Origin of the sequence: Massilia sp. CT11-137, from assembly GCF_047302885.1 — a bacterium.
GTDB lineage: Bacteria > Pseudomonadota > Gammaproteobacteria > Burkholderiales > Burkholderiaceae_D > Telluria > Telluria orientalis.
Window position 1 is genome coordinate 3,078,187 of record NZ_JBKYMP010000001.1, and the last position, 25,404, is coordinate 3,103,590.

The 25,404-nt window shown below is 65.0% G+C and carries 21 protein-coding genes and 2 riboswitches; of the genes, 15 read left to right on the forward strand and 6 right to left on the reverse strand.

The window, feature by feature from the left end; translation table 11 throughout:
* Positions 1-243 precede the first annotated feature (243 nt).
* The 10 genes from thrS (at position 244) to ACEN98_RS14050 (ending at position 10,888) form a co-directional block, all read left to right on the forward strand.
* Positions 244-2,154, forward strand: coding sequence for a threonine--tRNA ligase (thrS, locus tag ACEN98_RS14005; protein WP_413385266.1), 1,911 nt, complete (start codon positions 244-246; stop codon positions 2,152-2,154).
* 26 nt (positions 2,155-2,180) lie between these two features.
* Positions 2,181-2,732, forward strand: coding sequence for a translation initiation factor IF-3 (gene infC, locus ACEN98_RS14010; RefSeq protein WP_413338916.1), 552 nt, complete (start codon positions 2,181-2,183; stop codon positions 2,730-2,732).
* 327 nt (positions 2,733-3,059) lie between these two features.
* Positions 3,060-3,260: a 50S ribosomal protein L35 gene (rpmI, locus tag ACEN98_RS14015; RefSeq protein ID WP_036228503.1), complete on the forward strand. Its 201-nt coding sequence runs from the start codon at positions 3,060-3,062 to the stop codon at positions 3,258-3,260.
* Between the two features lie 25 nt (positions 3,261-3,285).
* The gene (gene rplT / locus ACEN98_RS14020; protein WP_056135339.1) at positions 3,286-3,645 is read left to right on the forward strand and encodes a 50S ribosomal protein L20; all 360 of its coding nucleotides are present in this window, start codon (positions 3,286-3,288) and stop codon (positions 3,643-3,645) included.
* Positions 3,646-3,777: 132 nt separating this feature from the next.
* Positions 3,778-4,794, forward strand: coding sequence for a phenylalanine--tRNA ligase subunit alpha (gene pheS / locus ACEN98_RS14025; protein ID WP_160407640.1), 1,017 nt, complete (start codon positions 3,778-3,780; stop codon positions 4,792-4,794).
* A 33-nt stretch (positions 4,795-4,827) separates the two neighbouring features.
* Positions 4,828-7,254, forward strand: a complete 2,427-nt coding sequence (gene pheT / locus ACEN98_RS14030; protein ID WP_413385268.1) for a phenylalanine--tRNA ligase subunit beta — start codon at positions 4,828-4,830, stop codon at positions 7,252-7,254.
* A 164-nt stretch (positions 7,255-7,418) separates the two neighbouring features.
* A complete protein-coding gene (locus tag ACEN98_RS14035; RefSeq protein WP_056135976.1) occupies positions 7,419-7,814 on the forward strand; it encodes an integration host factor subunit alpha in 396 nt (131 codons plus the stop codon).
* Positions 7,815-7,838: 24 nt separating this feature from the next.
* Positions 7,839-8,246 (forward strand): MerR family transcriptional regulator, encoded by a 408-nt coding sequence (locus ACEN98_RS14040; RefSeq protein WP_413385270.1) that lies wholly within the window; start codon positions 7,839-7,841, stop codon positions 8,244-8,246.
* Between the two features lie 179 nt (positions 8,247-8,425).
* Positions 8,426-9,058 carry a response regulator transcription factor gene (locus tag ACEN98_RS14045; protein WP_036228513.1) on the forward strand — a complete coding sequence of 211 codons (633 nt, stop codon included), beginning with the start codon at positions 8,426-8,428 and terminating at the stop codon, positions 9,056-9,058.
* Between the two features lie 204 nt (positions 9,059-9,262).
* Positions 9,263-10,888: a CHASE3 domain-containing protein gene (locus ACEN98_RS14050; protein ID WP_413385272.1), complete on the forward strand. Its 1,626-nt coding sequence runs from the start codon at positions 9,263-9,265 to the stop codon at positions 10,886-10,888.
* Here the strand turns inward: ACEN98_RS14050 and ACEN98_RS14055 are convergent.
* Positions 10,842-11,657 carry a Crp/Fnr family transcriptional regulator gene (locus ACEN98_RS14055; protein WP_258815292.1) on the reverse strand — a complete coding sequence of 272 codons (816 nt, stop codon included), beginning with the start codon at positions 11,655-11,657 and terminating at the stop codon, positions 10,842-10,844. The two genes, ACEN98_RS14050 and ACEN98_RS14055, sit on opposite strands and share 47 nt — an antisense overlap.
* A gap of 420 nt (positions 11,658-12,077) precedes the next feature.
* On the opposite strand from ACEN98_RS14055, the gene ACEN98_RS14060 reads away from it, so the two are divergent.
* Complete coding sequence (locus ACEN98_RS14060) at positions 12,078-13,736, forward strand: peptide chain release factor 3 (RefSeq protein WP_413385275.1); 1,659 nt, start codon at positions 12,078-12,080, stop codon at positions 13,734-13,736.
* Positions 13,737-13,829: 93 nt separating this feature from the next.
* Here ACEN98_RS14060 and ACEN98_RS14065 read toward each other — a convergent pair whose 3' ends face one another.
* On the reverse strand, positions 13,830-14,156 hold the full coding sequence (locus ACEN98_RS14065) for a hypothetical protein (protein ID WP_413385277.1): 327 nt from the start codon (positions 14,154-14,156) through the stop codon (positions 13,830-13,832).
* A gap of 156 nt (positions 14,157-14,312) precedes the next feature.
* Here ACEN98_RS14065 and ACEN98_RS14070 point away from each other — a divergent pair, with 156 nt between their 5' ends.
* Positions 14,313-15,917 (forward strand): MCP four helix bundle domain-containing protein, encoded by a 1,605-nt coding sequence (locus ACEN98_RS14070; RefSeq protein WP_413385279.1) that lies wholly within the window; start codon positions 14,313-14,315, stop codon positions 15,915-15,917.
* A gap of 156 nt (positions 15,918-16,073) precedes the next feature.
* Here the strand turns inward: ACEN98_RS14070 and gcvP are convergent, their stop codons facing one another.
* From gcvP to gcvT, 3 genes are all read right to left on the reverse strand, one after another.
* Positions 16,074-18,953: an aminomethyl-transferring glycine dehydrogenase gene (gene gcvP, locus ACEN98_RS14075; protein WP_413385281.1), complete on the reverse strand. Its 2,880-nt coding sequence runs from the start codon at positions 18,951-18,953 to the stop codon at positions 16,074-16,076.
* A 132-nt stretch (positions 18,954-19,085) separates the two neighbouring features.
* Positions 19,086-19,466: a glycine cleavage system protein GcvH gene (gene gcvH, locus ACEN98_RS14080; protein WP_036228522.1), complete on the reverse strand. Its 381-nt coding sequence runs from the start codon at positions 19,464-19,466 to the stop codon at positions 19,086-19,088.
* 50 nt (positions 19,467-19,516) lie between these two features.
* Complete coding sequence (gene gcvT / locus ACEN98_RS14085; protein WP_413385283.1) at positions 19,517-20,641, reverse strand: glycine cleavage system aminomethyltransferase GcvT; 1,125 nt, start codon at positions 20,639-20,641, stop codon at positions 19,517-19,519.
* Between the two features lie 52 nt (positions 20,642-20,693).
* Positions 20,694-20,791: riboswitch (glycine riboswitch) on the reverse strand.
* Between the two features lie 16 nt (positions 20,792-20,807).
* A riboswitch (glycine riboswitch) is annotated at positions 20,808-20,893 on the reverse strand.
* A gap of 134 nt (positions 20,894-21,027) precedes the next feature.
* On the opposite strand from gcvT, the gene ACEN98_RS14090 reads away from it, so the two are divergent.
* A complete protein-coding gene (locus tag ACEN98_RS14090; protein ID WP_413385285.1) occupies positions 21,028-21,585 on the forward strand; it encodes an ATP-dependent Clp protease proteolytic subunit in 558 nt (185 codons plus the stop codon).
* 65 nt (positions 21,586-21,650) lie between these two features.
* Here the strand turns inward: ACEN98_RS14090 and ACEN98_RS14095 are convergent, their stop codons facing one another.
* Positions 21,651-21,869 carry a hypothetical protein gene (locus tag ACEN98_RS14095; protein ID WP_056135972.1) on the reverse strand — a complete coding sequence of 73 codons (219 nt, stop codon included), beginning with the start codon at positions 21,867-21,869 and terminating at the stop codon, positions 21,651-21,653.
* 318 nt (positions 21,870-22,187) lie between these two features.
* Between ACEN98_RS14095 and ACEN98_RS14100 the strand changes: the two genes are divergently transcribed.
* Positions 22,188-24,506 carry a DUF1631 family protein gene (locus tag ACEN98_RS14100; protein ID WP_413385287.1) on the forward strand — a complete coding sequence of 773 codons (2,319 nt, stop codon included), beginning with the start codon at positions 22,188-22,190 and terminating at the stop codon, positions 24,504-24,506.
* A 137-nt stretch (positions 24,507-24,643) separates the two neighbouring features.
* Positions 24,644-25,312, forward strand: coding sequence for a phosphatase PAP2 family protein (locus tag ACEN98_RS14105; RefSeq protein ID WP_413385290.1), 669 nt, complete (start codon positions 24,644-24,646; stop codon positions 25,310-25,312).
* Positions 25,313-25,404 lie beyond the last annotated feature (92 nt).

Genomic DNA, 25,404 nt, shown 5'->3' on the forward strand with positions numbered 1-25,404 from the left:
CGCGGGGAACTTCGGTTTTCCGCTCTTGTCGTCAGTAAGAGCGAGAAAGGCATAATCGGTTATGACACCGCGAACTACAACGACGTTGTGGGGGAATCGCTAGACGCGGTAGGGTGTCATATTGTCTTTCGCAGCAACTCGACGACACTGAAAGAAACGCGCCTGGTGCGCGTTTTTTTTCGTCCAAAATTTCTTGGTTTCAAACTGCTAATCAACGGGCGCATGGCGCCGATGGAGCTCACAATGTTGAATGTTCGCCTCCCGGACGGCTCGAGCCGTCAATTCGAAGGTCCGGTGACGGTCGCCCAGGTGGCGTCCAGCATCGCCCCGAGCCTGGCCAAGGCCGCGCTGGCCGGCAAGGTCGACGGCAAGGTCGTCGACACGTCGTTCCTGATCGAGAAGGACGCCGACCTGGCCATCGTCACGGACAAGGATCCGGAAGGCCTGGACGTCATCCGCCACTCGACCGCCCACCTGCTGGCCTATGCCGTCAAGGAATTGTTCCCGGAAGCGCAGGTCACCATCGGCCCCGTGATCGACAACGGTTTCTACTACGACTTCTCGTACAAGCGCCCGTTCACCCCGGACGACCTGCAAGCCATCGAGAAGAAGATGGCCGAGCTCGCCAAGAAGGATGAGCCGGTCACCCGCAGGGTGCTGCCGCGCGACGAAGCCGTCGCGTACTTCAAGTCGATCGGCGAAGACTACAAGGCCGAGATCATCGCGTCGATCCCGGCGAACGAGGATGTGTCGCTGTACACCGAAGGCAAGTTCACCGACCTGTGCCGCGGTCCGCACGTGCCGTCGACCGGCAAGCTGAAAGTCTTCAAGCTGATGAAGCTCGCGGGCGCGTACTGGCGCGGCGACTCGAAGAACGAGATGCTGCAGCGTGTCTACGGCACCGCCTGGGCGAAGAAGGAAGACCAGGAGCAATACCTGCACATGCTGGAAGAGGCCGAGAAGCGCGATCACCGCAAGCTGGGCAAGCAGCTGGACTTCTTCCACTTCCAGGACGAGGCGCCGGGCCTGATCTTCTGGCACCCGAAGGGCTGGACCATCTGGCAGCAGATCGAGCAATACATGCGCAAGACCTACCAGGTCACCGGCTACAACGAGGTGAAGGCGCCGCAGATCATCGACGTCACCCTGTGGCAGAAGACCGGTCACTGGGACAATTATCGTGAAAACATGTTCACGACCGAGTCGGAAAACCGCACCTATGCGCTGAAGCCGATGAACTGCCCGGGCCACGTGCAGATCTACAACGCGGGCCTGCGTTCGTACCGCGACCTGCCGCTGCGCTACGGCGAGTTCGGCCAGTGCCACCGCAACGAATCGTCGGGCGCGCTGCACGGCCTGATGCGCGTGCGCGGCTTCACCCAGGACGACGGCCACGTGTTCTGCACGGAAGAGCAGATCGCGCCGGAAGTCGTGGCCTTCCACGCCCAGGCGATGAAGGTGTACGAAGACTTCGGCTTCGCGAACATCGACGTCAAGATCGCGCTGCGTCCGGACAACCGCATCGGTTCCGACGAAGTGTGGGACCAGGCCGAAGAAGCGCTGCGTTCCGCGCTGCGCGGCTGCGGCGTGACCTGGACGGAACTGCCGGGCGAGGGCGCGTTCTACGGTCCGAAGATCGAATACCACCTGAAGGATAGCCTCGGCCGCCCGTGGCAGGTCGGCACGATGCAGGTCGACTTCTCGATGCCGGGCCGTCTCGGCGCGGAATACGTCGCGGAAGATAACTCGCGTAAAGTGCCCGTGATGCTGCACCGCGCGATCGTCGGCTCGATGGAGCGCTTCATCGGCATCCTGATCGAGAACTACGCGGGCGCGCTGCCGCTGTGGCTTGCGCCGGTCCAGGTTGCCATCCTGAACATCTCGGATGCGCAGGCCGATTACGTGAAGCAGGTCGAGGCAAAGCTGAAGGCGGCTGGCCTGCGTGTTCACGCTGATTTGCGGAACGAGAAGATTACCTATAAAATTCGGGAGCATTCCGTCCAAAAACTGCCGTACATCCTAGTTGTCGGCGATAAAGAGCGGGATGCCAACACTGTGGCCGTTCGCGCCCGTGGCAACGTCGACCTTGGCGTCATGTCGGTCGATGCGCTGCTGGAACGCCTCCAAGGCGAGGTAGCATCCAAGGCGAAGTAATCAAGCACGCGCCTTGAGACGGCACTATCCATCTTACTTTCAAAGGAAACAACATAGCTACTGACAAGTCGTCACATCGCATCAATGGCGAAATCAACTACCCGGAAATGCGTCTGAACGGGATAGACAACGAGCCGCTGGGCATTGTGAGCCTGGCCGAGGCGTTTCGTCTGGCTGAAGAAGCGAACGTGGACCTGGTGGAAATCGCGCCGACCGCGGTTCCCCCGGTCTGCCGCCTGATGGACTATGGCAAGTTCAAGTATTCGGAGCAGAAGAAGGCGCACGAAGCGAAGCTGAAGCAGAAGATCATCCAGGTCAAGGAAGTCAAGTTCCGTCCGGGTACCGATGAAGGTGACTACAGCATCAAGCTGCGTAACCTGATCAAGTTCCTGGAAGAGGGCGACAAGACCAAGATCACGCTGCGCTTCCGTGGCCGCGAGATGGCCCACCAGGACATCGGCCAGCGCATGCTGGAGCGTCTGCGCGGCGACCTCGAGCCGTATGGCCAGGTCGAGCAGTTTCCGAAGCTGGAAGGTCGCCAGATGATCATGGTGGTCGCGCCGAAGAAGAAGAAGTAATTCTTCGTGCAGTCAAGCCGGGCCAGGCCCGGGCCCGGGGTCGTCCCGTGGCTCGGGCCTGGCCTATTCCGTTTTCGATAACGCGAATGTTTGATGGGCGGGAGAGTCCACCCCTACGGCAAATCCAGCGTAGGGTGAGCACCCCGTGCCCACGTGGCCAAAACTGTGCTAGAATCTGCGGTTCCCATGTTTGCAAGAACGGGGATGCAAGACTGTAGTGGACCCGCTTCCGCTGCAGAGACAAGTGAAAGCAGGCATCCAAGAGCAGCGTTGCTGCCACCTGCAATCCTGTCACATATGAGGCTGCCTGTAAGAGGGCAGAAGACTATGCCGAAAATGAAAACCAAAAGCTCCGCGAAGAAGCGTTTTCGCGTGCGCCCGGGTGGTACCGTCAAATCGGGTATGGCGTTCAAGCGTCACATCCTGACCAAGAAGACCACCAAGAACAAGCGTCAGCTGCGTGGCACCCGTAACATCAATGCGTCCGACGTCCAAAGCGTCTACCGCATGATGCCGTCGGCCGTTTAATCTCACATCAAACTAAGGAGCTACTATGCCTCGAGTAAAACGTGGGGTTACTGCACGTGCCCGTCACAAGAAGGTTCTTGCGCTTGCCAAAGGTTATCGTGGCCGCCGCAGCAAAGTATTCCGTATTGCCAAGCAAGCAGTCATGCGCGCTGGCCAGTACGCATACCGCGACCGCCGCAACAAGAAGCGCGTTTTCCGCGCACTGTGGATCACCCGTATCAACGCGGCTTCGCGTTCGCACGGCATGACCTACAGCGCATTCATGAACGGCCTGAAGAAAGCCGCGATTGAACTGGACCGTAAAGTCCTGGCCGACATGGCTGTCAACGACAAGCCGGCTTTTGCCGCTATCGTGAACACCGTCAAGGCAAAGCTGGCTGCTTAATCAGCGACAGCAAGAAGTACAGCATCGCGCCGCTCCAGGCGGCCGGTGCGCAAAGGACGGGGCAAAGGTTGAAGGACCGATGCCCTGTTTTTGTTTCTGGCGTCTCCCGCCATCAATAGGAAAAGAACACGCATGAACTCGCTGGAAGAACTCGTCGTCTCGGCCCAGTCTGACTTTGGCGCCGCACAAGACGCTGCCGCGCTGGAAAACGCAAAAGCGAAATACCTGGGCAAGACCGGCCAGGTGACCGATCTGATGAAGGGCCTCGGCAAGCTCGACCCCGAACAGCGCAAGGCGCAGGGCGCCCTGATCAACGCCGCCAAAGAAAAAATCGAACAGGCGTTGACGGCTCGCCGCGAGGATCTCGCCAACGCGCAACTGATGGCGCGCCTGAACGCCGAAGCGATCGACGTCACCCTGCCGGGCCGCGGCCGCGCCAAGGGCGGCATCCACCCTGTCATGCGGACCTGGGAACGGGTCGAACAGATTTTCCGCTCGATCGGTTTCGACGTGGCCGACGGCCCCGAGATCGAGACCGACTGGACCAATTTCACCGCGCTGAACAGCCCGGAAAACCACCCGGCGCGCTCGATGCAGGATACGTTCTACATCGAAGGCAACGACAGCACGGGCAAGCCGCTGCTGCTGCGCACCCACACGAGCCCGATGCAGGTGCGCTATGCCCGCACGCACACGCCGCCGATCAAGGTGATCGCGCCGGGCCGCACGTACCGCGTCGACAGCGACGCCACGCACTCGCCGATGTTCCACCAGGTCGAAGGCCTGTGGATCGGCGAAGACATCAGCTTTGCCGACCTGAAGGGCGTCTACCTGAACTTCGTGAAGGCGTTCTTCGAGACGGACGACCTGCAAGTCCGCTTCCGCCCGTCGTACTTCCCGTTCACGGAACCGTCGGCCGAGATCGACATCGCGTTCGGCTCCGGTCCGCTGAAGGGCCGCTGGCTGGAGGTGTCGGGCGCCGGCCAGGTGCATCCGACGGTCGTCCGCAATTTCGGACTGGATCCGGAAAAATTCATCGGTTTCGCGTTCGGTTCGGGCCTGGAGCGCCTGACCATGCTGCGCTACGGGATCAACGACCTGCGCCTGTTCTACGAAGGCGATTTGCGTTTCCTGAAGCAGTTCAACTAAGAACACGTCCGATAAATACCAAGGCAAACGAATATGCAATTCTCTGAAAACTGGCTCCGTTCCATGGTCGATCCGAAGTTGAATTCGGACGAACTCGCGCACCTGCTCACGATGTCCGGCCTCGAAGTGGAAGAGGTCGAACCGGTCGCGCCGCCGTTCTCGAATGTCGTCGTGGCGGAAGTCAAGGAAGTGGCCAAGCACCCGAACGCGGACCGCCTGAACGTGTGCCAGGTCGACGTCGGCACCGGCACGCTGCTGAACATCGTCTGCGGCGCGCCGAACGTGCGCGCGGGCATGAAGGCGATCTGCGCCATGGCCGGCGCCGTGCTGCCGCCGGGTCCGGACGGCAAGCCGTTCGAAATCAAGGTCGGCAAGCTGCGCGGGGTGGAATCGCAGGGCATGATGTGCTCGGCAAAAGAACTGAAGATCTCGGAAGAGAGCAGCGGCCTGATGGAGCTGCCGGAAGACGCGCCCATCGGCCAGAACATCCGCGACTACCTCGGCCTGAACGACCTGAAATTCACGATCAAGCTCACGCCGAACAAGGCGGATTGCCTGTCCGTGCTGGGCGTGGCGCGCGAAGTGTCGGCGCTGACCGGCGCGCCGCTGGCGCTGCCGGCCTTCCGCCCGGCGACCGTGAACACGGACGAAGTGCTGCCCGTTAAAATTTCCGCGACCGACCTGTGCGGCCGTTTCGCCGGCCGCGTCATCCGCGGCCTGAACGCGAAGGCGGCGACGCCGGAATGGATGAAGCGCCGCCTCGAGCGCAGCGGCCAGCGTTCCGTGTCGGCCCTCGTCGACATCTCGAACTACGTCATGCTGGAAGTGGGCCGTCCGTCGCACGTGTTTGACCTGGACAAGATCCACGGCGGCATGGACGTGCGCTGGGGCCGCAAGGGCGAAACGCTGAAGCTCCTGAACGGCAACACGGTCGACATCGACGAGTGGGTCGGCGTGATCGCCGACGAGAAAGAGCTCGAATCGCTGGCCGGCATCATGGGCGGCGATGCCACGGCCGTCTCGCTAGCCACCACCGACATCTACCTGGAAGCCGCATTCTGGTGGCCGAACGCCATCCAGGGCCGTGCCCGTCGCTACAATTTCTCGACGGATGCTGCGCATCGCTTCGAGCGCGGCGTCGACTACGCGACCATCCCCGAGCACCTCGAACGCATCACGTCGCTGATCGTCGAGATCTGCGGCACGGCCGACACGAAGGTCGGCCCGATCGACGACCAGGCCCCGAACCTGCCGCAGCGCAAGCCGGTCACCTTGCGTACCGCGCGCGCCGCGAAGGTCATCGGCGTGCCCGTCACGGACGACATGGTTGCCGACATCTTCACGCGCCTGCACCTGCCGTTCGAACGTGAAGCGGGCCTGTTCCACGTGACCGCGCCGTCGTACCGTTTCGACATCGAGATCGAGGAAGACCTGATCGAGGAAGTGGCGCGCGTGTATGGCTTCGAAAACATTCCCACGCTGCCGCCGGTGGCCCCGTCGGCGATGCTGATCGAGCCGGAGAATACCCGCTCGCTGTTTGCGATCCGCCACGAACTGGCCGACCTGGGCTACCAGGAAGTCGTGAACATGAGCTTCGTCGAGCAGCAGTGGGAAACGGATTTCGCGAACAATACTGACCCGATCCGCCTGCAGAACCCGATCGCCAGCCAGCTGAGCGTGATGCGTTCGTCGCTGATCGGCAGCCTCGTCGCCAACGTCCGCTACAACCTGAACCGCAAGGCCGGGCGCGTGCGCGTGTTCGAAGTGGGCGGCGTGTTCCTGCGCAATGCGGAAGCGCAGGACGGGCCGCTGGCCGTCGCCGGCTTCGACCAGCCCAAGCGCGTTGCCGCCATCGCCTACGGCCCGGCCGCGGACGAGCAGTGGGGCCAGCCGACCCGTGCCGTCGATTACTTCGACGTCAAGGGCGACCTGGAAGCGCTGTTCGCACCGCGCGCCGTACGTTTCAGCAAGACCGAACACCCGGCACTGCACCCGGGCCGCTCGGCCACGGTGGAAGTGGACGGCAAGGTCGTCGGCGTGATCGGCGAGCTGCATCCGCGCTGGCTGCAACAGTACGACCTGCCGCAGGCCCCGGTGCTGTTCGAGGTGGATGCCGACGCGCTGCGCGCGCGCGACGTGCCGCGCTACGCCGAGATTTCCAAGTTCCCGGGCGCCACGCGCGACCTCGCACTGGTGGTGAAACAGGACGTGCCGGCCCAGGCGCTGCTCGACGCTTTCCAGTCGGAACTGGAGTCGAACGCGCTTGGCAAACTCGTGCAAGCCGTTGTTTTGTTTGATGAATACCGCGGCAAAGGTTTGGAACAAGATGAAAAAAGTCTTGCTTTCCGCTTTGGCTTGCAAGATACTCAATCGACGCTGCAGGACGATGCGGTCGAGGCCATCATGGCCGCGCTGGCATCCGCGGCGCAACAAAAACACGGCGCAAAACTGCGCGGTTGATAACGAAGGCCACGTGCCTCGAAGGGGTATCGAGCAACCGTCGCGCAGCAGGTTGATCGAGCCCCCACCAAATCCAGAACTTGAAGGTAGGGCTTAAAATTAACAACAACGACGTTGATTCCGCCGTGCTCCAGGAAGCGCTGGCCGCCGACCTGCATCGTGCGATGCTGGTGGCCCGGGTACGGAAGGAAGCGGAAAAGGAGTTGCCGACCCTGACCAAGGCGGAGCTGGCCGAACTGCTGTTCGAGCAGGTCGGTCTGAACAAACGCGAGGCCAAGGACATGGTCGAGACGTTCTTCGACGAGATCCGCAATGCGCTCGAGCGCGGCGAGGCGGTAAAGCTGTCCGGCTTCGGCAACTTCCAGTTGCGCGACAAGCCGCAGCGGCCCGGCCGCAATCCGAAAACCGGGGAAGAAATCCCCATCACGGCGCGCCGCGTCGTGACGTTTCACGCCAGCCAGAAGCTGAAGGCGATGGTCGAAGAGGCCAATCCGGGCAGCCCGCGCAATCCGGACAGCCCCGACGGACCCGATCATCCTTCCCTGGCGCGTGCAGCCTGATAAAGCCGACACGGCTTGTGAGCGATGAACGACCGACCGAACAAGATGGAACCGACCGTGCTGCCGCCGATCCCGGCGAAGCGCTATTTCACGATTGGCGAAGTCAGCGACTTGTGCGGGGTCAAGCCGCATGTGCTCCGCTACTGGGAGCAGGAATTCACCCAGCTTAAACCGGTCAAACGCCGTGGAAATCGCCGTTATTACCAGCACCACGAAGTGCTGTTGATCCGCCGTATCCGCGAACTGCTGTACGAGCAGGGTTTCACCATCAGCGGGGCACGCAACCGCCTCGATGGGCGCGGCCAGCACGAGGCCGACGCGTTGCCGGAAACGCCACCACCACCGGCCACGCCGACCATCGAGCCGGAAGCATTGCGTGCCGAGCTGCACGCGATTCTCGCACTGCTCAAGCACGGTTCGCCGGCAGTCTGAAGCCCCGCCGAGGGCGCAACGGCCGACGCAGCCAGCTCAGGCGTGCGCGCCTGTTGTTCTGCACCCCGGAGGTGCTAAAATGTCACTTGCAGTTTGCTGACTCAAACGCATGACCTGACCGGAGGCGTGAGGGGCCAGCCTCGGCTCTTTCCTGTATCGGGAAAACTTAAGGGAAGACAATGATACGCGTTGCCATTTGTGACGATCACCAGATAGTTCGAGCAGGTTTCAAACAGATTTTTTCGTCGTCGGGCGAGTTCGAAGTCGTGGCCGAAGGCGCGACGGGACGCGAGGCCCTCGACATCGCACGCCGCGAGATCTGCGACGTGCTGTTGCTGGATATCGCCATGCCGGACCAGAGCGGCATCGATATCCTGCGCACCATTCGACAGGGCCAGCCCAATCTGCCGGTCCTGATCCTGTCCGGCTATCCGGCCCAGCAGTATGCGCTGAACCTGTTCAAGATGGGTGCCAACGGCTACCTGAACAAGGAATGCGACGCGGACGAACTCAAGACGGCCGTCCGCACCGTGTACCAGGGGCGCCGCTACGTCAGCTCGCAGGTCGGCGAATTGCTGGCCCAGAGTTTCGATCGCGATCCGAACACCGCGCTGCATACGGAATTGTCGGACCGCGAATTCCAGGTGTTCCTTCGCCTGGCCAAGGGCGCGACCGTGTCCGACATCGGCAATGCCCTGTCGCTGTCGATCAAGACGGTCTCGACTTACCGTACTCGCATCATGGAAAAGATGGGTCTGCAGTCGAACAGCGACCTGACGTACTACGCCATGAAGAACAACCTGCTCGACTGAGCAGGGTAGGCCGAAAGCCGCGGGGATTCCGCGTCGTTCGGCCTGCAACTGTTTTAGCAATTTGTCATTTGCTATGCAGAATTGTTAATTGCGCGTCGTCATCGCGCCACATTTCCTCGTCCGCAAGCCTAATCGAGCTCCATGGCAACTTTTCCCGGTCTATAATGACTCGGACAGGCCAAGCTGCGAAAGGAACGACCGAGGATGTTTTTCACCACCGACCCCAAGTTCAGGCCGGTTCGCAGCCTTCCGTTGTACCAGACCCTGCTGTGTGTCGTGTGCGTCCTGATCCTGGTCCTCAACGGCGTAAGCCTGGTCCGCAACCTGGACGGGCTCAAGACTGCCAACGCGCGCCAGGCGCAGGCCGATCGTGTGACGGCCAAACTGCAATACCTGAACCTGCTCGTGACCGATGCGGAAAGCGGTCTGCGCGGCTATTACCTGTCCGGTTCCGATACCTACCTGGGCCCGCTGCGCACGGCGGAGCGTGAACTGGACGGCCAGTTCAACAGCCTCAAGACGCTGCTGGCCGACAATCCCTCCCAGCTGAAGAATCTCGCCCAGCTGCAGAATCTCGTCGTCCGCCGCATCAATCTGATGAACCAGGGCCTGGAAGTCTATCGCCACGGCGGCCTCGCGGACATCGTCTCCATCGCGCAGACACAGGAAGACAAGACCCACATGGACGAGATCCGCCTGCAGGTGGTGATCATGACGGGCGAACAGAACGAGACGCTGGCCGCGCGCAGCGCCGTCTTCTACGACCGCTACCGCCTGGCCGCGCTGCGCGGCCTCGGCATCAACGTGGCGGCACTCGTCACCCTCGTCCTGTTCTACAACCTGATCCGCCGCAGCTTCCGCGCGCGCCTGAATGCCGAGCGGGCCTTGCAGCAAACCAATGACCACCTGGAATCGCTCGTCGCGGAACGCACGGAGCAATTGTCCGTACTGTCGCGCCATTTGATCCGCGTGTCGGAAGAAGAAAAGGCGAAGCTGGCGCGCGAACTGCATGACGAGATGGGCGCCAACCTGACGGCCATCGGCATGCACCTCGCGTCGGTCACGGACCGGATCAAGACCACGCACCCGGACCATGCGGAGACGCTGGGCCGCGCCCGTGGCGTGCTCGTCGAGACGGTCGAACTGAAGCGGCGCATCGTGGAAGACCTGCGTCCGAGCCTGCTCGACAACCTCGGCCTGTCCGCTGCCCTGGAGAGTTATTGCGAAGATTTCGGCCGCACGACGGGCGTGGATTGCGAGGCGCTCATCGAGGGCGACATCGACAGTGCCGGTTCCGCGCAGTCGATCGCGCTGTTCCGCATCGCACAGGAGTCGCTGAACAACGTCGCCAAATACGCCCAGGCGCGCCACGTCATCGTGCACCTGGCGCGCGAAGGCGAGGCGTACACGCTCGAGGTCAGCGACGACGGTGTCGGGATTCCGCCCGACGCGATGCGCCGTCCGAAATCGCACGGGCTCCTGGGGATGCGCGAACGGGCGTTGCTGCTGGGAGGGACATTGCGGGTGGATCGCGGCGTGAACGGGATCGGGACCTCGGTTCACGCCATCGTTCCGGTGACGGCGCCAGGGGAGACCGACGCCGGCGGGACCGCGTCAGGCGGTGCCCTGGATATCTCGGCGCTGGCCGTGGCGCCTTCGGCAGATCCGACTGGCGCAGTGCCAGCGGAGGCGGCCGACCTGGCCGAACATCAATTACACAATCATCTACGTGCTGCCCAGTCCCAGTCGCCGCTGGCGACGGCGGGCCGGGACGCGGTGCCGCTCATGCGCGCGACACGTCCATCAGCAGACGGTCATACTCGCTTTTAGCGACCTTGTAGCACTCGCCGGCGTAGTCTTCCAGGCCCTGGCGGTTCAGCACCGTGATGTTGCCGCGACGGTACTGGATCAGGCCTTCGTCCTGCAGCTTGCCGGCGGCAGCGGTGATGCTTTCGCGGCGCACGCCCAACATGATCGAGATGAGTTCCTGGGTGACCTTCAGTTCATTGCTCGGCGAACGGTCGAGGCGGTCCAGCAGCCAGCGGCACAGTTTCTGTTCGATCGAGCTGTGGCGGCCGCCAACGGCGTTCTGGGCCATCTGGGCGAACAGCGCGTTCGTGTAGCGCATCAGCAGCTGGGGCAGGGCGCCGCCCTTGTTGAAGGCGTCGCGCAGGAATTGGGTTTTCAGGCGGTAGCCGTAGCCGGCGCTCTGGACGACGGCGCTGCAGGTGGCGCGCTCGCCCATGAACAGCGACACGCCGACGGCACCTTCATGGCCGACCACGGCGATTTCCGTCGTGGCGCCGTCTTCCATCACGTACAGGAGGGAGACGATGGCGGTGGTGGGGAAGTACACGTATTCCAGCTTGCTGCCGTATTCGAACAGTTCCTTGCCGAAGGGCAGCGGAACCAGTTCCAGGTGCTCGAACAGGGCTTCCAGGTCTTGGCGCGGCAGGGCCGCGAGCAACTCGTTTTGTTGGGTGCCGCTGTAGCTGACAACCGGGCGGGCGGCCAGTTTGATTTCTTCGCTGGTCGAGGGAATCTGATTCACCGATTGCGCCTTTTTCTGGGCGGCATTACCGAGTTGGGCGTTATTCATTTTGTCCTCGTTATCTCTGACATACTTCACTGGGGCGATTGCTTGGATGGGTTTCCTCATCGCGATGTGTGTACATTAATGCCATAGTCTCTTGCCGAACATAAGACTAGCTGTCGCCCCCATGTAGGCTCTATGCATGATGTTATGTAAGCCCAGTCCTACTAGAGAGAAACTTTCAGTAGAGGGCTTTTTTTGTAACTTCGACAATGGTTTGGCGGCATTAAAACGTTTCGACGGCCAGCCTTTTTGCCATTCCGGCCACATCCATACGCCCGTCGGGGCCGCCAAGATTGCTGGCCATTACATGCCGCGCCCGACTGTTCCTACATGGGGCGCGTGCGGCGCGCCGGGAATTGGTTCACACAAGGTACGCTGGACCCGGTAAAATCGAGAGTTTTGCAAGCGCCCCAGGGCGAGACCATGTCCAACGAAATCGACGCAACCACCACCGACATCCAGGAAGCCGCGCTAACCGGCAAGCCCGCCGCCACGATCGCGCGCGAAGTCGCGCGCCGCCGCACCTTCGGCATCATTTCCCACCCCGACGCCGGTAAAACGACGCTCACCGAAAAGCTGCTGCTGTTCTCGGGCGCGATCCAGCTCGCAGGCACCGTCAAGGGCCGCAAGAGCGGCCGCCATGCGACGTCGGACTGGATGGACATCGAAAAGCAGCGCGGCATCTCGGTCGCGTCGTCGGTGATGCAGTTCGAGTTCCGCGACCACGTCATCAACCTCCTCGACACCCCGGGCCACCAGGACTTTTCGGAAGACACCTACCGCGTGCTGACGGCCGTCGACTCGGCGCTGATGGTGATCGACGCCGCGAAGGGCGTGGAAGAACAGACGATCAAGCTGCTGGACGTCTGCCGCATGCGCGACACGCCGATCGTCACCTTCATGAACAAGCTCGACCGCGAGACCCGCGACCCGCTCGAGCTGCTCGACGAAGTGGAATCGGTGCTGAAGATCGAATGCGCACCGGTGACCTGGCCGATCGGCATGGGCAAGAACTTCCGCGGCGTGTACCACCTGCTGAACGACGAAGTCATGCTGTTCAAGGCGGGCGAAGAGAAGGCCGACGGCGCCTACGAGATCATCAAGGGCATCGACAACCCGCGCCTCACCGAGATGTTCCCGCTCGAGATGGAACAGCTCAAGATGGAAGTGGAGCTGGTGCACGGCGCCTCGCATCCGTTCGACCTGGAGCGCTTCCTGTCCGGCGTGCAGACCCCCGTGTTCTTCGGCTCCGCCATCAACAACTTCGGCGTGCGCGAGATCCTGTCGGCCCTCGTCGAATGGGCGCCGGGCCCGCGCGAGCGCGATGCGACCGTGCGCGCCGTACGTCCGGACGAGCAGCCGTTCTCCGGCTTCGTCTTCAAGATCCAGGCCAACATGGACCCGGCACACCGCGACCGCATCGCGTTCCTGCGCGTGTGTTCCGGCCGTTTCGAGAAGGGCATGAAGGTCAAGCACCTGCGCCTGGGCCGCGAAGTGAAACTGTCGTCCGTCGTGACGTTCATGGCCTCGAGCCGCGAACAGGTCGAAGAGGCTTACGCGGGCGACATCATCGGCCTGCCGAACCACGGCAACATGCAGATCGGCGACAGCTTCTCGGAAGGCGAGCTGCTGACGTTCACCGGCATCCCGTACTTCGCGCCGGAGCTGTTCCGCACGGTGCGTATCCGCAATCCGCTCAAGACCAAGCAGCTCCACAAGGGCCTGCAGCAGCTGGGCGAAGAGGGCGCCGTGCAGGTGTTCAAGCCGGTGATGGGCAGCGACCTGATTCTCGGCGCCGTCGGCGTGCTGCAGTTCGAGGTCGTCGCGAGCCGCCTGCTGAACGAATACGGCGTCGACGCCGTGTTCGAGGGCGCGAGCATCAGCAGCGCGCGCTGGGTGTCGAGCGACGACAAGAAGGCCCTGTCCGACTTCGAGACGCAGCTGGCGCACAACGTCGCCTACGACGCCGCCGGCAACCTCGCCTATCTCGCCACGTCCGGCGTCAACCTGCGCCTCACGCAGGAGCGCTGGCCGAAGCTGCAGTTCCACGCGACGCGCGAGCACGCCGCCAAGCTGGATTAACGTAACGATATGCCTCGTGGGCACGGGGTGCCCACCCTGCGAACGCCTCCATTGCCGATTGGTGGGCTCCCCGGGCCCACCAAACGCCCGCGTTCACGCCTCCGGCCTGGCGATCAACGCTTCCACGATACTCCCCACGTAGCACACGGCGAACACGATCCCGGCCAGCGTCACGCTGAACGGCGTGGGCGCATTCGCCAGCTGCGCCTCGATCGCCGCCGGATCCATCGCCATCTTCCCGCTCAACAGCTGGTCGGCGACCGTGTTCGCCTGGTCCAGCGCAAAACTGAAATACAGGATCGCGGCGATGGCGGCCGGCGCCAGGAACAGCAGGGCACGCGTGCGCCGCCCCAGGTAGTACTGGCCCACGCCGGGAAACACCAGGGCCGACAGCAATGCGCCCACACTCTTACGTCTCATCCTGTTCCTCTCACGTTGGCGGGCTTGAGCCAACACAATGGCCAACCCCGGGGGCGGCGTACATTCATTTAATGCACGCCGGAAATACTGCCAGCCAGGAGGAGACCATGACCCATTCATTCCCCCTCGAACTCGTCAATCGGACGACGTCCTGACATGCTGGCCCGTCTGCGCATCGGTCCCAAGCTGCTGCTGGCGCCCGGCGTCGTGCTGCTGCTGCTCGTGCTGCTGTCCTGCGGCAGCTACTACGCGATGGTACGCCAGAATGCGTCGCTCGACAGCATCGTGCAGCGCCGGGCGGCGAACATGCGCGCGGCGGCGGAGCTGTCCGCGGCGGCGCGCAGCGCGCATGCCCAGGCGTACCAGGTCCTGACCTGGATCAGCGGCAGCTTTCCGCACTTCCGCGTCGACCCGCTCGCACTCGACCTGCGGGCCCGGCACGGCGGGGTCGAGCGCGACCTCGCCCAGCTGGCGCGCCTGACGGCCGACAGCCCGGAAGAACAGCGCTACGTCGAACAGGCCCGTGCCGCCTGGGCGCAATACGTGCCGGCCGTGCGCGACGTGATCGAGATCGCGCGCATCGACCAGTCGATCAGCGCCAATGCGATGGTCAAGGCTGAGCGTGCGTTCGCCGTCGTCGCCCAGCGCCTGGCGGAGCTGTCGCGGCGCGAGCAGGCCCTGTCCGAGCAGGCGTCGCGCGATGCGGCCGACGATTTTCGCCTGATCGCGGTGCTGATGCCGGTGGTGATCGTCCTGTCGATCGCCGCCTCGCTGGCGATCACGATGGCGGTGCGGCGCGCGCTGCTGGCCGATATCGGTGCGATCGGCGCGGCCGCCCACGGCCTCGCCAGCGGCGACCTGACGATCCGCGCGCGGACCTATGCGGACGACGAAATCGGCCAGACGGCAAGGCTGCTCGACGCCGGCATCCGCGGCCTGAACCGCCAGTTGCGCACCGTGCTCGAGTCGGCCCGCGCGATCGGCGAGGCGTCGCGCGAGATCACGCTGGGCCGTGCCGGCATGCCGCCGCGCGCGCACGTGCGCGACGCGCTGGACCGCACGACGGCGTCGATGCAGGCGCTGGCGGCGGCGCTCGACGACAGCGCCGCCGGCGCGCACGCCGCGGGCGACCTGGCGGCGCGTGCAGGTGTCGCGGCGGACGAGGGCGGCGTGCTCGCGCACCGCCTGGTGACGACGATGGAACAGGTGCGGCGCGCGGCCGTGCGCATGGACCGCATCGGCGCGGCCATCGAGACCACGCTGGCACGCACGGGCGACGCCGACGGCGGTGCCCGCGAAGCACGCGTCCTGGCCCGGCGCGCCCAGCGCGCGGTACGCGAGGCGCGCACGCTCGCGCGCGAGACCGTGGCCGCGCTCGACGATGGCGGCACCTGCGCGGTCGAAGCCGGCGCGACGATGGCGAGCCTGGCGGGCGCCGTGGAAGACATGGCCGGCATCGTCGACACGATCGGCAGCACGGGCACGGAACGGGCGCGCGAGCTGGCCGGCGCGGCCCAGGCGATCGTGCGCATGGACGAACTCACGCAACAAGGGTCGCGCATGGTGGAAGAAGCGGCGCTGGCCGCGCGCGCGCTGCAGCAGCAGGCGCTGGCACTGGCGCGCACGGTGGCCGTGTTCCGGCTCGACGAGGCCGTACAGGGCTCCAATGAAACGGCCCCGCCGGGGGCGCATCTGCTGCGTCCCGGCAGGGCCGGGCGTTCTTACCTCCGGCTGGCGAGCAGCCGGGGGAAGAATCGCTGACTACTCGGGCGTCGCACGTGGGCACGGGGTGCCCACTCTACGGCTGTGGTCGCACGTGGGCACGGGGTGCCCACTCTACGGCTGTAGTCGCACGTGGGCACGGGGTGCCCACTCTACGGCTGTAGGGTGGGCGGCCCGCCGCCCACGCGTAGCGTCTCACTCGTAGTCTTCGATGGGGGCGCAGCCGCAGAACAGGTTACGGTCGCCATACGCGTTATCCGCGCGGCCGACCGGCGGCCAGTACTTCTTCTTGCGCAGCGACGGCACGGGGAAGGCGGCCACTTCGCGCGAATAGGTGTGCTGCCAGTCGTCCGACGTGACGACTTCCGCGGTGTGCGGCGCGCCCTTCAGCGGGTTGTCCATGCGGTCGTACTCGCCGCGCTCCACTTTCACGATCTCCGCGTGGATGCAGATCATCGCTTCGATGAAGCGGTCCAGCTCCGCCTTCGATTCCGACTCGGTCGGCTCGATCATCAGCGTGCCCGGCACCGGGAAGCTCATGGTCGGCGCGTGGAAGCCGAAGTCCATCAGGCGCTTGGCCACGTCTTCGTTGCTGATGCCGGTGGCATCCTGCAGCGGACGCAGGTCGATGATGCACTCGTGCGCGACGAGGCCGTCGTGGCCCGTGTACAGCACCGGGTAGTGCGGCGCCAGGCGGCGCGCGATGTAGTTGGCGTTCAGGATCGCCGTCTCCGTCGCCGCCGTCAGGCCTTCCGCGCCCATCATCGCGATGTACATCCACGAGATCGGCAGGATCGATGCCGAGCCGTAGGCGGCCGAGCTGACGGCGCCGATGCCGGCTTCGTTCCGCTGGTAACCCGTCGAGGCCTGGTTCGGCAGGAACGGCACGAGGTGTTCGGCCACGGCCACCGGACCGACGCCTGGGCCGCCGCCGCCGTGCGGGATGCAGAAGGTCTTGTGCAGGTTCAGGTGGCTGACGTCGCCGCCGAACAGGCCCGGACCGGCGACGCCCACGAGCGCGTTCATGTTGGCGCCGTCGACATACACCTGGCCGCCGTGCGCGTGCACGATCTCGCACAGTTCCTTGATGCCTTCCTCGAACACGCCGTGCGTGGACGGGTAGGTGACCATCACGCACGCCAGGTTGGCGCTGTGTTCCTCGGCCTTCTTCTTCAGGTCGGCGAGGTCCACGTTGCCGTTGGCGTCGCACGCGGTCACGACGACCTTCATGCCCACCATGTTGGCCGACGCCGGATTGGTGCCGTGCGCCGACGAGGGGATCAGGCAGATGTTGCGGTGGCCTTCGCCGCGCGACTGGTGGTACTTCTGGATGATCAGCAGGCCCGCGTACTCGCCCTGCGAGCCGGCGTTCGGCTGCAGCGACACGCCGGCGTAGCCCGTGACGGCGCACAGCATCGCTTCCAGCTGGCCGATCATCTCGCGGTAGCCGACGGTCTGCTCATCCGGCGCGAACGGGTGGATGTTCGAGAATTCCGGCCACGTCACCGGGATCATCTCGGACGTCGCGTTCAGCTTCATCGTGCACGAACCCAGCGGGATCATCGTGCGGTCGAGCGCCAGGTCCTTGTCGGCCAGCGCGCGCAGGTAGCGCAGCATCTCGTGCTCGGCGTGGTAGCGGTTGAACGTCGGGTGCGTCAGGTAGGCGCTCGTGCGGGCCAGCGCGGCCGGGTAGGCGTCCTGCGCGTCCTTGTCCAGCGTGTCGAAATCGACGTCGGCGCCGCCGAAGATTTTCACCAGCAGGGCGATGTCGTCGCGGCCTATCGTCTCGTCCAGGGAGATGCCCACGTGGCGCGCATCGATGCGGCGCAGGTTGACGCCGTGGTCGTTGGCCACGCGGTGGATCTCGTCGGCGTTGTCGGCGATGACGGTGATCGTGTCGAAATACGATTCATTGGCCAGCTGGAAGCCGAGGCCCTTCAGCGCGGTGGCGAGGATGCCGGTGTAGCGGTGCACGCGGCGCGCGATTCCAGCCAGGCCTTGCGGGCCGTGGTAGACGGCGTACATCGAGGCCATCACGGCCAGCAGGACCTGCGCCGTGCAGATGTTCGACGTCGCTTTTTCGCGGCGGATGTGCTGTTCGCGCGTCTGCAGCGCGAGGCGGAACGCGGGGTTGCCCTGCGCGTCGATGGTGACGCCGGCGAGGCGGCCCGCCATGCTGCGCTTGTACTCGTCGCGCGTGGCCAGGTAGCCCGCGTGCGGGCCGCCGAAGCCGAGCGGCACGCCGAAGCGCTGGCTGTTGCCGACGACGACGTCGGCGCCCCATTCGCCCGGCGGCGCGAGGACGGTCAGCGCCAGCAGGTCGGCCGCGACGACGACCATGGCGCCGGCAGCATGCAGCTTCTCGACGGCGGCGCGGTAGTCGCGCACGTCGCCGTTCACGCCCGGGTATTGCAGCAGGACGCCGAAGCAGGATTCGGCGAGGTTCCCGATCTCGGCGGCGGCGACGGTGCGCACTTCGACGCCGATCGGCAGCGCGCGGGTCTGCACGACTTCCAGCGTCTGCGGCAGCACGTCGTCGGCGACGTAGAACACTTTCGATGGCGACTTGCCGACGCGCTGGATCAGCGTCATCGCTTCGGCCGCGGCCGTGCCTTCGTCCAGCATCGACGCGTTGGCGATGCCCATGCCGGTCAGGTCGGTGATGACCTGCTGGAAGTTCAGGATGGCTTCCAGGCGGCCCTGCGAGATCTCCGGCTGGTACGGCGTGTACGCGGTGTACCAGGCCGGGTTTTCGAAGATGTTGCGCAGGATGACGGGCGGCGTGTGGGTGCCGTAGTAGCCCTGGCCGATCAGCGACTTCATGACCTTGTTCTGCGCCGCGATGCCTTTCAGCTTCGCGAGTGCGGCCTGCTCGGGCAGCGGCTCGAAGAACTGGCCCAGGTCCAGCTTGTCCTTGCGGCGGATGTTGGCGGGAACGACGGCGTCGATCAGCTCGGCACGCGAGGCGTAGCCGAGGGCGGACAGCATGGCCGCCTGTTCGGATGCGGACGGGCCGATGTGGCGCGGGATGAAGCCATCGCGTGCTTCGAGTTGGGTCAGGCTGGTGCGGGTCATGATGGGGGGCGAAAAAAAAGTCGGCGCGTGAGGTACCACTCCGTCGCCCCCGCGCAGGCGGGGGCCCAAGTTCAGCGTGCGCGGCAGCTCGAACTTGGATTCCCGCCTCGGCGGGAATGACGGTCAATCAAATCAGCCTTCGGTGGCCTTGCCGTAAGCAGCCGCATCCAGCAGGCCATTGACGGCGGCCGGATCCGACGGCTGCAGCTTGAACAGCCACGCATCGTAGGCGTTCGCGTTGATCGAGTCCGGCGCGTCGGCCGTGGCCTGGTTCACCGCGGTGACGGTGCCCGAGACCGGGGCGTAGATGTCGCTGGCGGCCTTGACGGACTCGACGACGGCGGCGTCATCGCCGGCGGTGAAGGCCTTGCCGACCTGCGGCAGTTCGACGAACACGATGTCGCCCAGGGCGTCCTGCGCGTATTCGGTGATGCCCACGGTCAGGGTGCCGTCGGCCTCCTGGCGGACCCACTCGTGGGACTCGGTGTACTTCAGGTCGGCTGGGATGTTCATGTGCGTAACTCCGTAGTGATGGATGGTGCGGTAAGTATAGTGTTGTTTGTTCAGGACGCGAGGATCTTGCCGTTACGCACGAACGGCAGTTTAACGACGGATGCCGCCAGTTTCTTGTCGCGGATTTCCACGTGGACCGTGTCGCCGATGGCGACGTCGACCGGCACGCGCGCGAGCGCGATCGCCTGCTGCATCGACGGGCTGAACGTGCCGCTCGTGATTTCGCCGGCATTGCCGGATGCGGCCACGACTTTCTGGTGGGCGCGCAGGATGCCGCCTTTTTCGCGCAGGATCAGGCCGACGAATTGCTGCGTCTGGCCGTTTTTCCGTAGGGCGGATTTGCCGATGAAGTCGCGCTCGGCGTTGAGGTCGACGGTCCAGGCGAGGCCGGCGTCCAGCGGCGAGACGCTGTCGTCCATATCCTGGCCGTACAGATTCATGCCCGCTTCCAGGCGCAGCGTGTCGCGCGCGCCGAGGCCGGCCGGCTTGACGCCGGCGGCGGCGAGGGCGTTCCACAGCGCCTCGACCTGGCTGGCCGGCACGCCGATCTCGAACCCGTCTTCGCCCGTATAGCCGGTGCGCGCGACCATCAGTTCGCCGAACGGGGTGTCGTGCACGATCACGGCGTTGAACGGCTTCAGGCCTTCCGACGGGGCCTGCGTCTGCGGCACGACCTGCCACACTTTCGCGCGGGCGTTCGGGCCCTGCACGGCGACGAGGGCGATGGCGTCGGCGCTCAGGTCGGCGCGGCGCGGGGTGATCGTCAGGCCGCTATCGGTGGCGTCGTTCTGCTGGCTTATCCAGGCGATGTCCTTCTCGGCCGTGCCGGCGTTGACGACGAGGCGGAACCAGTCTTCGGCGAAGTAGTAGACGATCAGGTCGTCGATGACGCCGCCCTGCGGGTTCAGCATGCACGAGTACAGGGCCTTGCCCGGTGCCTGCAGCTTGTCGACGTTGTTGGCCAGCAGGCCGCGCAGGAAGGCGCGCACGTTCGCGCCTTTCAGGTCGACCACGCACATGTGCGACACGTCGAACATGCCGGCATCGCCGCGCACGGCATTGTGTTCTTCGATCTGGGAGCCGTAGTTGACGGGCATGTCCCAGCCGCCGAAGTCGACCATCTTGGCGCCGGCGGCACGGTGTACGGAATTGAGCGGGGTCGCTTTGAGCGTCATGGATGGTTCCTCGGCAGAAAATGGGTTCGCGCATGCGGATGCCCGCATGCTCTCGCACCCCTCTGTCCTCGGTACCTGAGAGATAGCGACAAGGTGTTGTCGCCTGCCCCTTCGGTGGGCCGGTGAAGGCCGCTCTCCAGAGTTGGTCCACTGCGCGTTGCGCAGCAGCCCCTGACCGGTCCGGTTGCCTGAGAGTTTTTGGGTAATGCCCCTTCGGCGGCAGCCTGCGCTGCGCTCTCCCGGTCAAGACTGCGAAGTCTATGTCAGTGGTGACGGGAAGTCAATCGGCCGGGGGAGGCCTCACACGATTGCCATGAGGCACCACGGACATGCGGACGTGTTTTGTTACACTTGCTCTACGACCTTTCTGACGGAAGAGACCCACTATGAGCGAAGATCCTGGAAAACAGAAAGTAGGGTGGTTCACCCTGTCCGGCGACGTGAACAGCGACATGGTGCATCGTGTCTTCGAGGCGGTGGCCGGCATGAACGACGACGGCATCGAGACGGCGCACATCCTCCTGCAGTCGAACGGGGGCTATGTCAGCGACGGCCTGTGCCTGTACAACTTCCTGGCCAATGCCCCCGTCAATTGCGTCATGTACAACGGCGGCGCCGTCGCGTCGATCGCGGTGATCCTGTTCCTGGCGGGCCAGCAGCGCTATGCGAGCGAGACGGCGCGCTTCATGATCCACAAGTCGCATGCGACAGCTTCGCCCGGCTCGCGTCCGGATGCGCTGAACATCATCGTCGAGGGCCTGCGCGCCGACGATGCGCGCACGGAATCCATCCTGCGCAAGCACATCGAGCTGACGCCCGAACAGTGGGGCATCCACCAGTACGGCGACCTGCACCTGAACGCGCGCGACGCCAAGGCGGCGGGCATGATCGACGAGGTGCGCGATTTCGCGCCGCCCAAGGGCTCGTACCTGCGCAACATCTGATAAACAAAGAGCCTGTCGCGGTCGTCCCGCGCCAGGCTCTTTCGACCTCCCGGAAAGCGCTGCAATCAGCGCTTGTTGTCGTTCTTGTGGCTTTGACGGCCAGCCTCGGCATGCTGCTCCGGGGTGCCGCCGCGGGTGCCGCCCGAGCCGCCCGAACGCGAGCCCGAACCGGAGCCCGACTGCTTGTTGCCGTCGTTCTTGTGGCTTTGCTGGCCAGCCTTGACGTGTTGTTCGTGGGAGCCGCCCTGGTTACCCGAGCGCGAAGAATTCTTGTTCGAAGCCATGATCATTCCTTTCGAGAGTGGAGATGTCCTGCTTACCGAAGCGATTTCGGTATTGCAATGATGCGAGCGCGACAATTGAACGGGTATCGGATCACCTCTTGACCACTTGTAGGACTACAGGCATTACGCTAGCAATAATTTTCTTCGCTAACACGTATTTTGCATATTCTTATTCGCCGGCAATCGTATCTTGCGACGCGGCATAGCGTTTTTTGTCGATCTATGGTCTCTTCAATAGCATAAGCATTTTCCTGGACGTGGCGCTGGCCGATCGATTTTAATTGCCACTTGGAAATTATGTGCCACAATAGAACAACCATGTCTTCCAGCCCCGTCCAGACCCCGGCCGCCCGCAAGGCCGCGTCGTCGCAGCAGGCGACGCTGGATGCGCTCGCCGGTATCGCAGACACCTGGGTCAAGGAGCAACTGACCGCGATGACGGCCCGCATGGCCGCGGCACTGGGCGACCTGACCCGTCACAACGGCGACCCGCAGGACGTCCAGCGGCGCGTGAAGGCGGCCCGCCTGCTGAAGGACAATGCGTACGCCTTCTTCCACCTGGCATCCGGCGCGACCGCCCTGGCGGTGCGGCGCGAGCTCGACCGCCTGGCGCCGCGGGCCGCGCCGATGCGCATGACGGCGGCGTCGTTGGACCTCGTGCCGCTGGAAGAGGTCGACAGCCGCCTCGCACTGGGCGCGCTGGCCCGACCCTTCGACATCCGGTACGCCGACCCGCTCGCCACGCTGGCCGTCCGCCTCGGCATGCTGCTCGGACGCGGCGTGCTGCGCGCGGACAGCAATCCCTTCCGTCCCGAGATCTTCCTCGGCGCGCTCGACGAGGCGTGGCGTGAATTCGAACCGGAAACGGATGTCCATGGCCTCATCCAGCCCCTGCTGCGGCCGGACATCGTGTTCGACCTCGCCCCGCTGTACGACTCCCTCGTCGCCGCGCTGCGCAAGGAGGGCCAGCCGGGTTCCGTGGGGGCTTACCGCATCCAGAAGACGGATGGCGGCGCCGCCGCGAAGGCGGCCCGCGCCGCCCAGCGCGCCGCCCTTGCGGAGCAGTTGCGCAAGCTGTTCGGCGACGATGGCGGCGAGGATGGCGTCCCGCTGATTCCCGACCTGCCCGCCTTGCCGTCCAGCGGCGGCGGCTGGCGGCCGAGCGGAGCGGGGACGTTCGCGGCGACGCCGGTCAAGGACCGGGCTGCACAACCGGCGGCTGGCTTCATCGCCCCGTCCGGTGCGGCAGCCCAACCCGGCGCCGGCTTCGCAGCGGGAACGGGGCAGGCCGAGTCCGGCTGGTCGGCCGCCCTGCAAGGCATGCTGGCGCAATCCGGCGGCACGGCGCCGCTGATGGACCTGCTGGCGCGCATCGAGCCGGCGCCGGCGCAAGGAACGCAAGCGGCCGCCACGCCGCATAACGTGTTCTACCTGCCGCGCCTGAAGCAGAGCCTGCCCCAGGGCAGCCTGCCGCGCCGCGACGAACGTACGCTGGACCTGCTGTCGCGTGTGTTCGAGACCGTGTTGCTGGACGATAGTATCCCGCCGCGCACGCGCGAACTGCTGCAACTCCTGCAGGTTCCCGTGCTGAAGGCCGCTCTGCTCGACAACAATTTCTTCTTCGAGCAAGACCATCCGGCGCGCCGCCTCGTCGACCTGATGTCGCGCGTCGGCTGGGAGCAGAGAGACGATGTGGACGACCCGCTGTTCCAGGCGATGCGGCGCAGCGTCGCACGCGTGGGCGAGGCGCGGCCGGAGGCGTTCGCGAATGCCGTCGCCGAGCTGGAAGCGGGCATCGCCGCCGACGAGTCGGCCCAGGTAGCCGCGCTCGCCGCACCGGTCGCCAGCGCGCTGAAACGGGAAAAGCACGAGGTCGCGGCGCGCCAGGCCCGCGACGCCATCGCCCTGCGGGTGCAGGCCGGCGACGTCGACGAGGTCGTCAGCGGCTTCCTCGAGCAGCGCTGGACGACCGTGCTGACGTTCGCGTGGACGATCGAGGATGCGCGCCCGGGCGCCGTCGACAACGCCACCCGGGCCATGGACGACCTGATCTGGAGCGTCAAGCCGAAGGCCACGCCGGAGCAGCGCAAGGCCCTGATCGCCCGGCTGCCGCGTCTGCTGCAGACGCTGAACAAGTGGCTCGATGCGATCAAGTGGCAGGACGCCGAGCGCCTGCAATTCTTCGCCCGCCTGGCCGAATACCATGCTGCCATCGTGCGCGCGCCCATCGAGCTGTCGCCGGAGCGCCAGCTGGAACTGGCCACGCAGGCGGCCCAGCAGGATGCGCTGCGCAAAATCGAGATGGAAAACGCGGCCGCGGAACAGGCGGCGGCGCGGGTGGCCAAGGTGTCCGCCGTCGACGGCCTGGAGCGCGGCATGTGGCTGGAATTCCGCACGGGCGAAGGCGTGCGCAAGGTCAAGCTGGCGTGGGTGAGCCCGCTGCGCACGCTGTTCATCTTCTCCGGCGCCGGGCGGCGCGAAGCGTTCTCGCTGCCGGCCGACAAGCTGGCCGCGGTCCTGAACGACGGCAGTGCGCGCGTGCTCGCCATCGACGGCGTCGTCGGGCAGGTGCTCTCCGACGCAATGGCCCAAGGGGCCGTCAACGATTCGAATATATCGGCCGTTGCCGTGACGTAGGGCGGGCTCCCCGAGCCCGCGCGAACGCCGGCACGCCGCATGCGTCACGCGTGGGCACGGCGTGCCCATCCAACGTGTTGGTATCGGTTACGTGACCGGGTTATAGTCGAGCGTCGTCATCCATCACCGAATCCAACATGCTCTGGTGGTCCCATCTTTCCGCGCTGGGCGGCCTCAACGTCACGGCGCTGCTCGCCGTCGGCGTGGCGGCCTGGCTCGTCGGCGCGCGCTGCTGGCGGCTGGCGCTCGTCTGGTGCGCCGTGTTCGGCGGTGCCATGCTCGTGGCGGCCGCGAGCCAGGTAGCGTTCATCGGCTGGGGCGTCGGGATCCGTTCGTTGTCGTTCACGGGCTGTTCCGGCCATGCGGCCCGGGCCGCGGCCGTGTTTCCCGTCGCCTTGTTCCTGCTGGTGGAGCGCGGTTCGCCGCGCCTGCGCCGGGGCGCCGTGGCCGTGGGCGGCCTGCTCGCCGTCGCGGTGGCGCTGGCCCGGGTGCAGGTCGGCGCCCATTCCGCCAGCGAAGCCCTGTCCGGCTGTGTACTCGGCCTGGGGGCCGCCGCGCTGTTCCTCGCGCGCGCCCGCGCCGCGCAGGACTGCTCGCCGCAGCCGCTGCTGGTGGGCCTGCTCGCGGCGACGATCCTGTTGCCGCGCGCCGATCCCGCCTACTCCCACCAATGGCTGACGGCCGTCGCGCTGAAGCTGTCCGGGCGCGACCGGGTCTACCTGCGCAACGACTGGCAGCCGGCGCAGGGGCCGTACGTCCCGCCATGCGCCCCGGACCGGCTCCGTTTTGCCGTCCTCTGCACCTGAACCTGCGCGCACGACGGCTAAAACTTGGCCGAAAAGCAAGGCGCAGATGGTATGATGCAGCCTTTATCGACTTCTCCCCCTACCGTAAGCGA

Bases quoted from the DNA above. Each gene is read 5' to 3' on its own strand.
- rpmI (WP_036228503.1), top strand. From the start codon at position 3,060: ATGCCGAAAATGAAAACCAAAAGCTCCGCGAAGAAGCGTTTTCGCGTG.
- ACEN98_RS14105 (WP_413385290.1), top strand. From the start codon at position 24,644: ATGCTCTGGTGGTCCCATCTTTCCGCGCTGGGCGGCCTCAACGTCACG.
- ACEN98_RS14070 (WP_413385279.1), top strand. From the start codon at position 14,313: ATGCTGGCCCGTCTGCGCATCGGTCCCAAGCTGCTGCTGGCGCCCGGC.
- gcvT (WP_413385283.1), bottom strand. From the start codon at position 20,641: ATGACGCTCAAAGCGACCCCGCTCAATTCCGTACACCGTGCCGCCGGC.
- ACEN98_RS14050 (WP_413385272.1), top strand. From the start codon at position 9,263: ATGTTTTTCACCACCGACCCCAAGTTCAGGCCGGTTCGCAGCCTTCCG.
- ACEN98_RS14055 (WP_258815292.1), bottom strand. From the start codon at position 11,657: ATGAATAACGCCCAACTCGGTAATGCCGCCCAGAAAAAGGCGCAATCG.
- ACEN98_RS14100 (WP_413385287.1), top strand. From the start codon at position 22,188: ATGTCTTCCAGCCCCGTCCAGACCCCGGCCGCCCGCAAGGCCGCGTCG.
- ACEN98_RS14095 (WP_056135972.1), bottom strand. From the start codon at position 21,869: ATGGCTTCGAACAAGAATTCTTCGCGCTCGGGTAACCAGGGCGGCTCC.
- ACEN98_RS14045 (WP_036228513.1), top strand. From the start codon at position 8,426: ATGATACGCGTTGCCATTTGTGACGATCACCAGATAGTTCGAGCAGGT.
- ACEN98_RS14040 (WP_413385270.1), top strand. From the start codon at position 7,839: ATGAACGACCGACCGAACAAGATGGAACCGACCGTGCTGCCGCCGATC.
- thrS (WP_413385266.1), top strand. From the start codon at position 244: ATGTTGAATGTTCGCCTCCCGGACGGCTCGAGCCGTCAATTCGAAGGT.
- rplT (WP_056135339.1), top strand. From the start codon at position 3,286: ATGCCTCGAGTAAAACGTGGGGTTACTGCACGTGCCCGTCACAAGAAG.
- pheT (WP_413385268.1), top strand. From the start codon at position 4,828: ATGCAATTCTCTGAAAACTGGCTCCGTTCCATGGTCGATCCGAAGTTG.
- gcvP (WP_413385281.1), bottom strand. From the start codon at position 18,953: ATGACCCGCACCAGCCTGACCCAACTCGAAGCACGCGATGGCTTCATC.
- ACEN98_RS14065 (WP_413385277.1), bottom strand. From the start codon at position 14,156: ATGAGACGTAAGAGTGTGGGCGCATTGCTGTCGGCCCTGGTGTTTCCC.
- ACEN98_RS14090 (WP_413385285.1), top strand. From the start codon at position 21,028: ATGAGCGAAGATCCTGGAAAACAGAAAGTAGGGTGGTTCACCCTGTCC.
- gcvH (WP_036228522.1), bottom strand. From the start codon at position 19,466: ATGAACATCCCAGCCGACCTGAAGTACACCGAGTCCCACGAGTGGGTC.
- ACEN98_RS14035 (WP_056135976.1), top strand. From the start codon at position 7,419: ATGCTGGTGGCCCGGGTACGGAAGGAAGCGGAAAAGGAGTTGCCGACC.
- pheS (WP_160407640.1), top strand. From the start codon at position 3,778: ATGAACTCGCTGGAAGAACTCGTCGTCTCGGCCCAGTCTGACTTTGGC.
- ACEN98_RS14060 (WP_413385275.1), top strand. From the start codon at position 12,078: ATGTCCAACGAAATCGACGCAACCACCACCGACATCCAGGAAGCCGCG.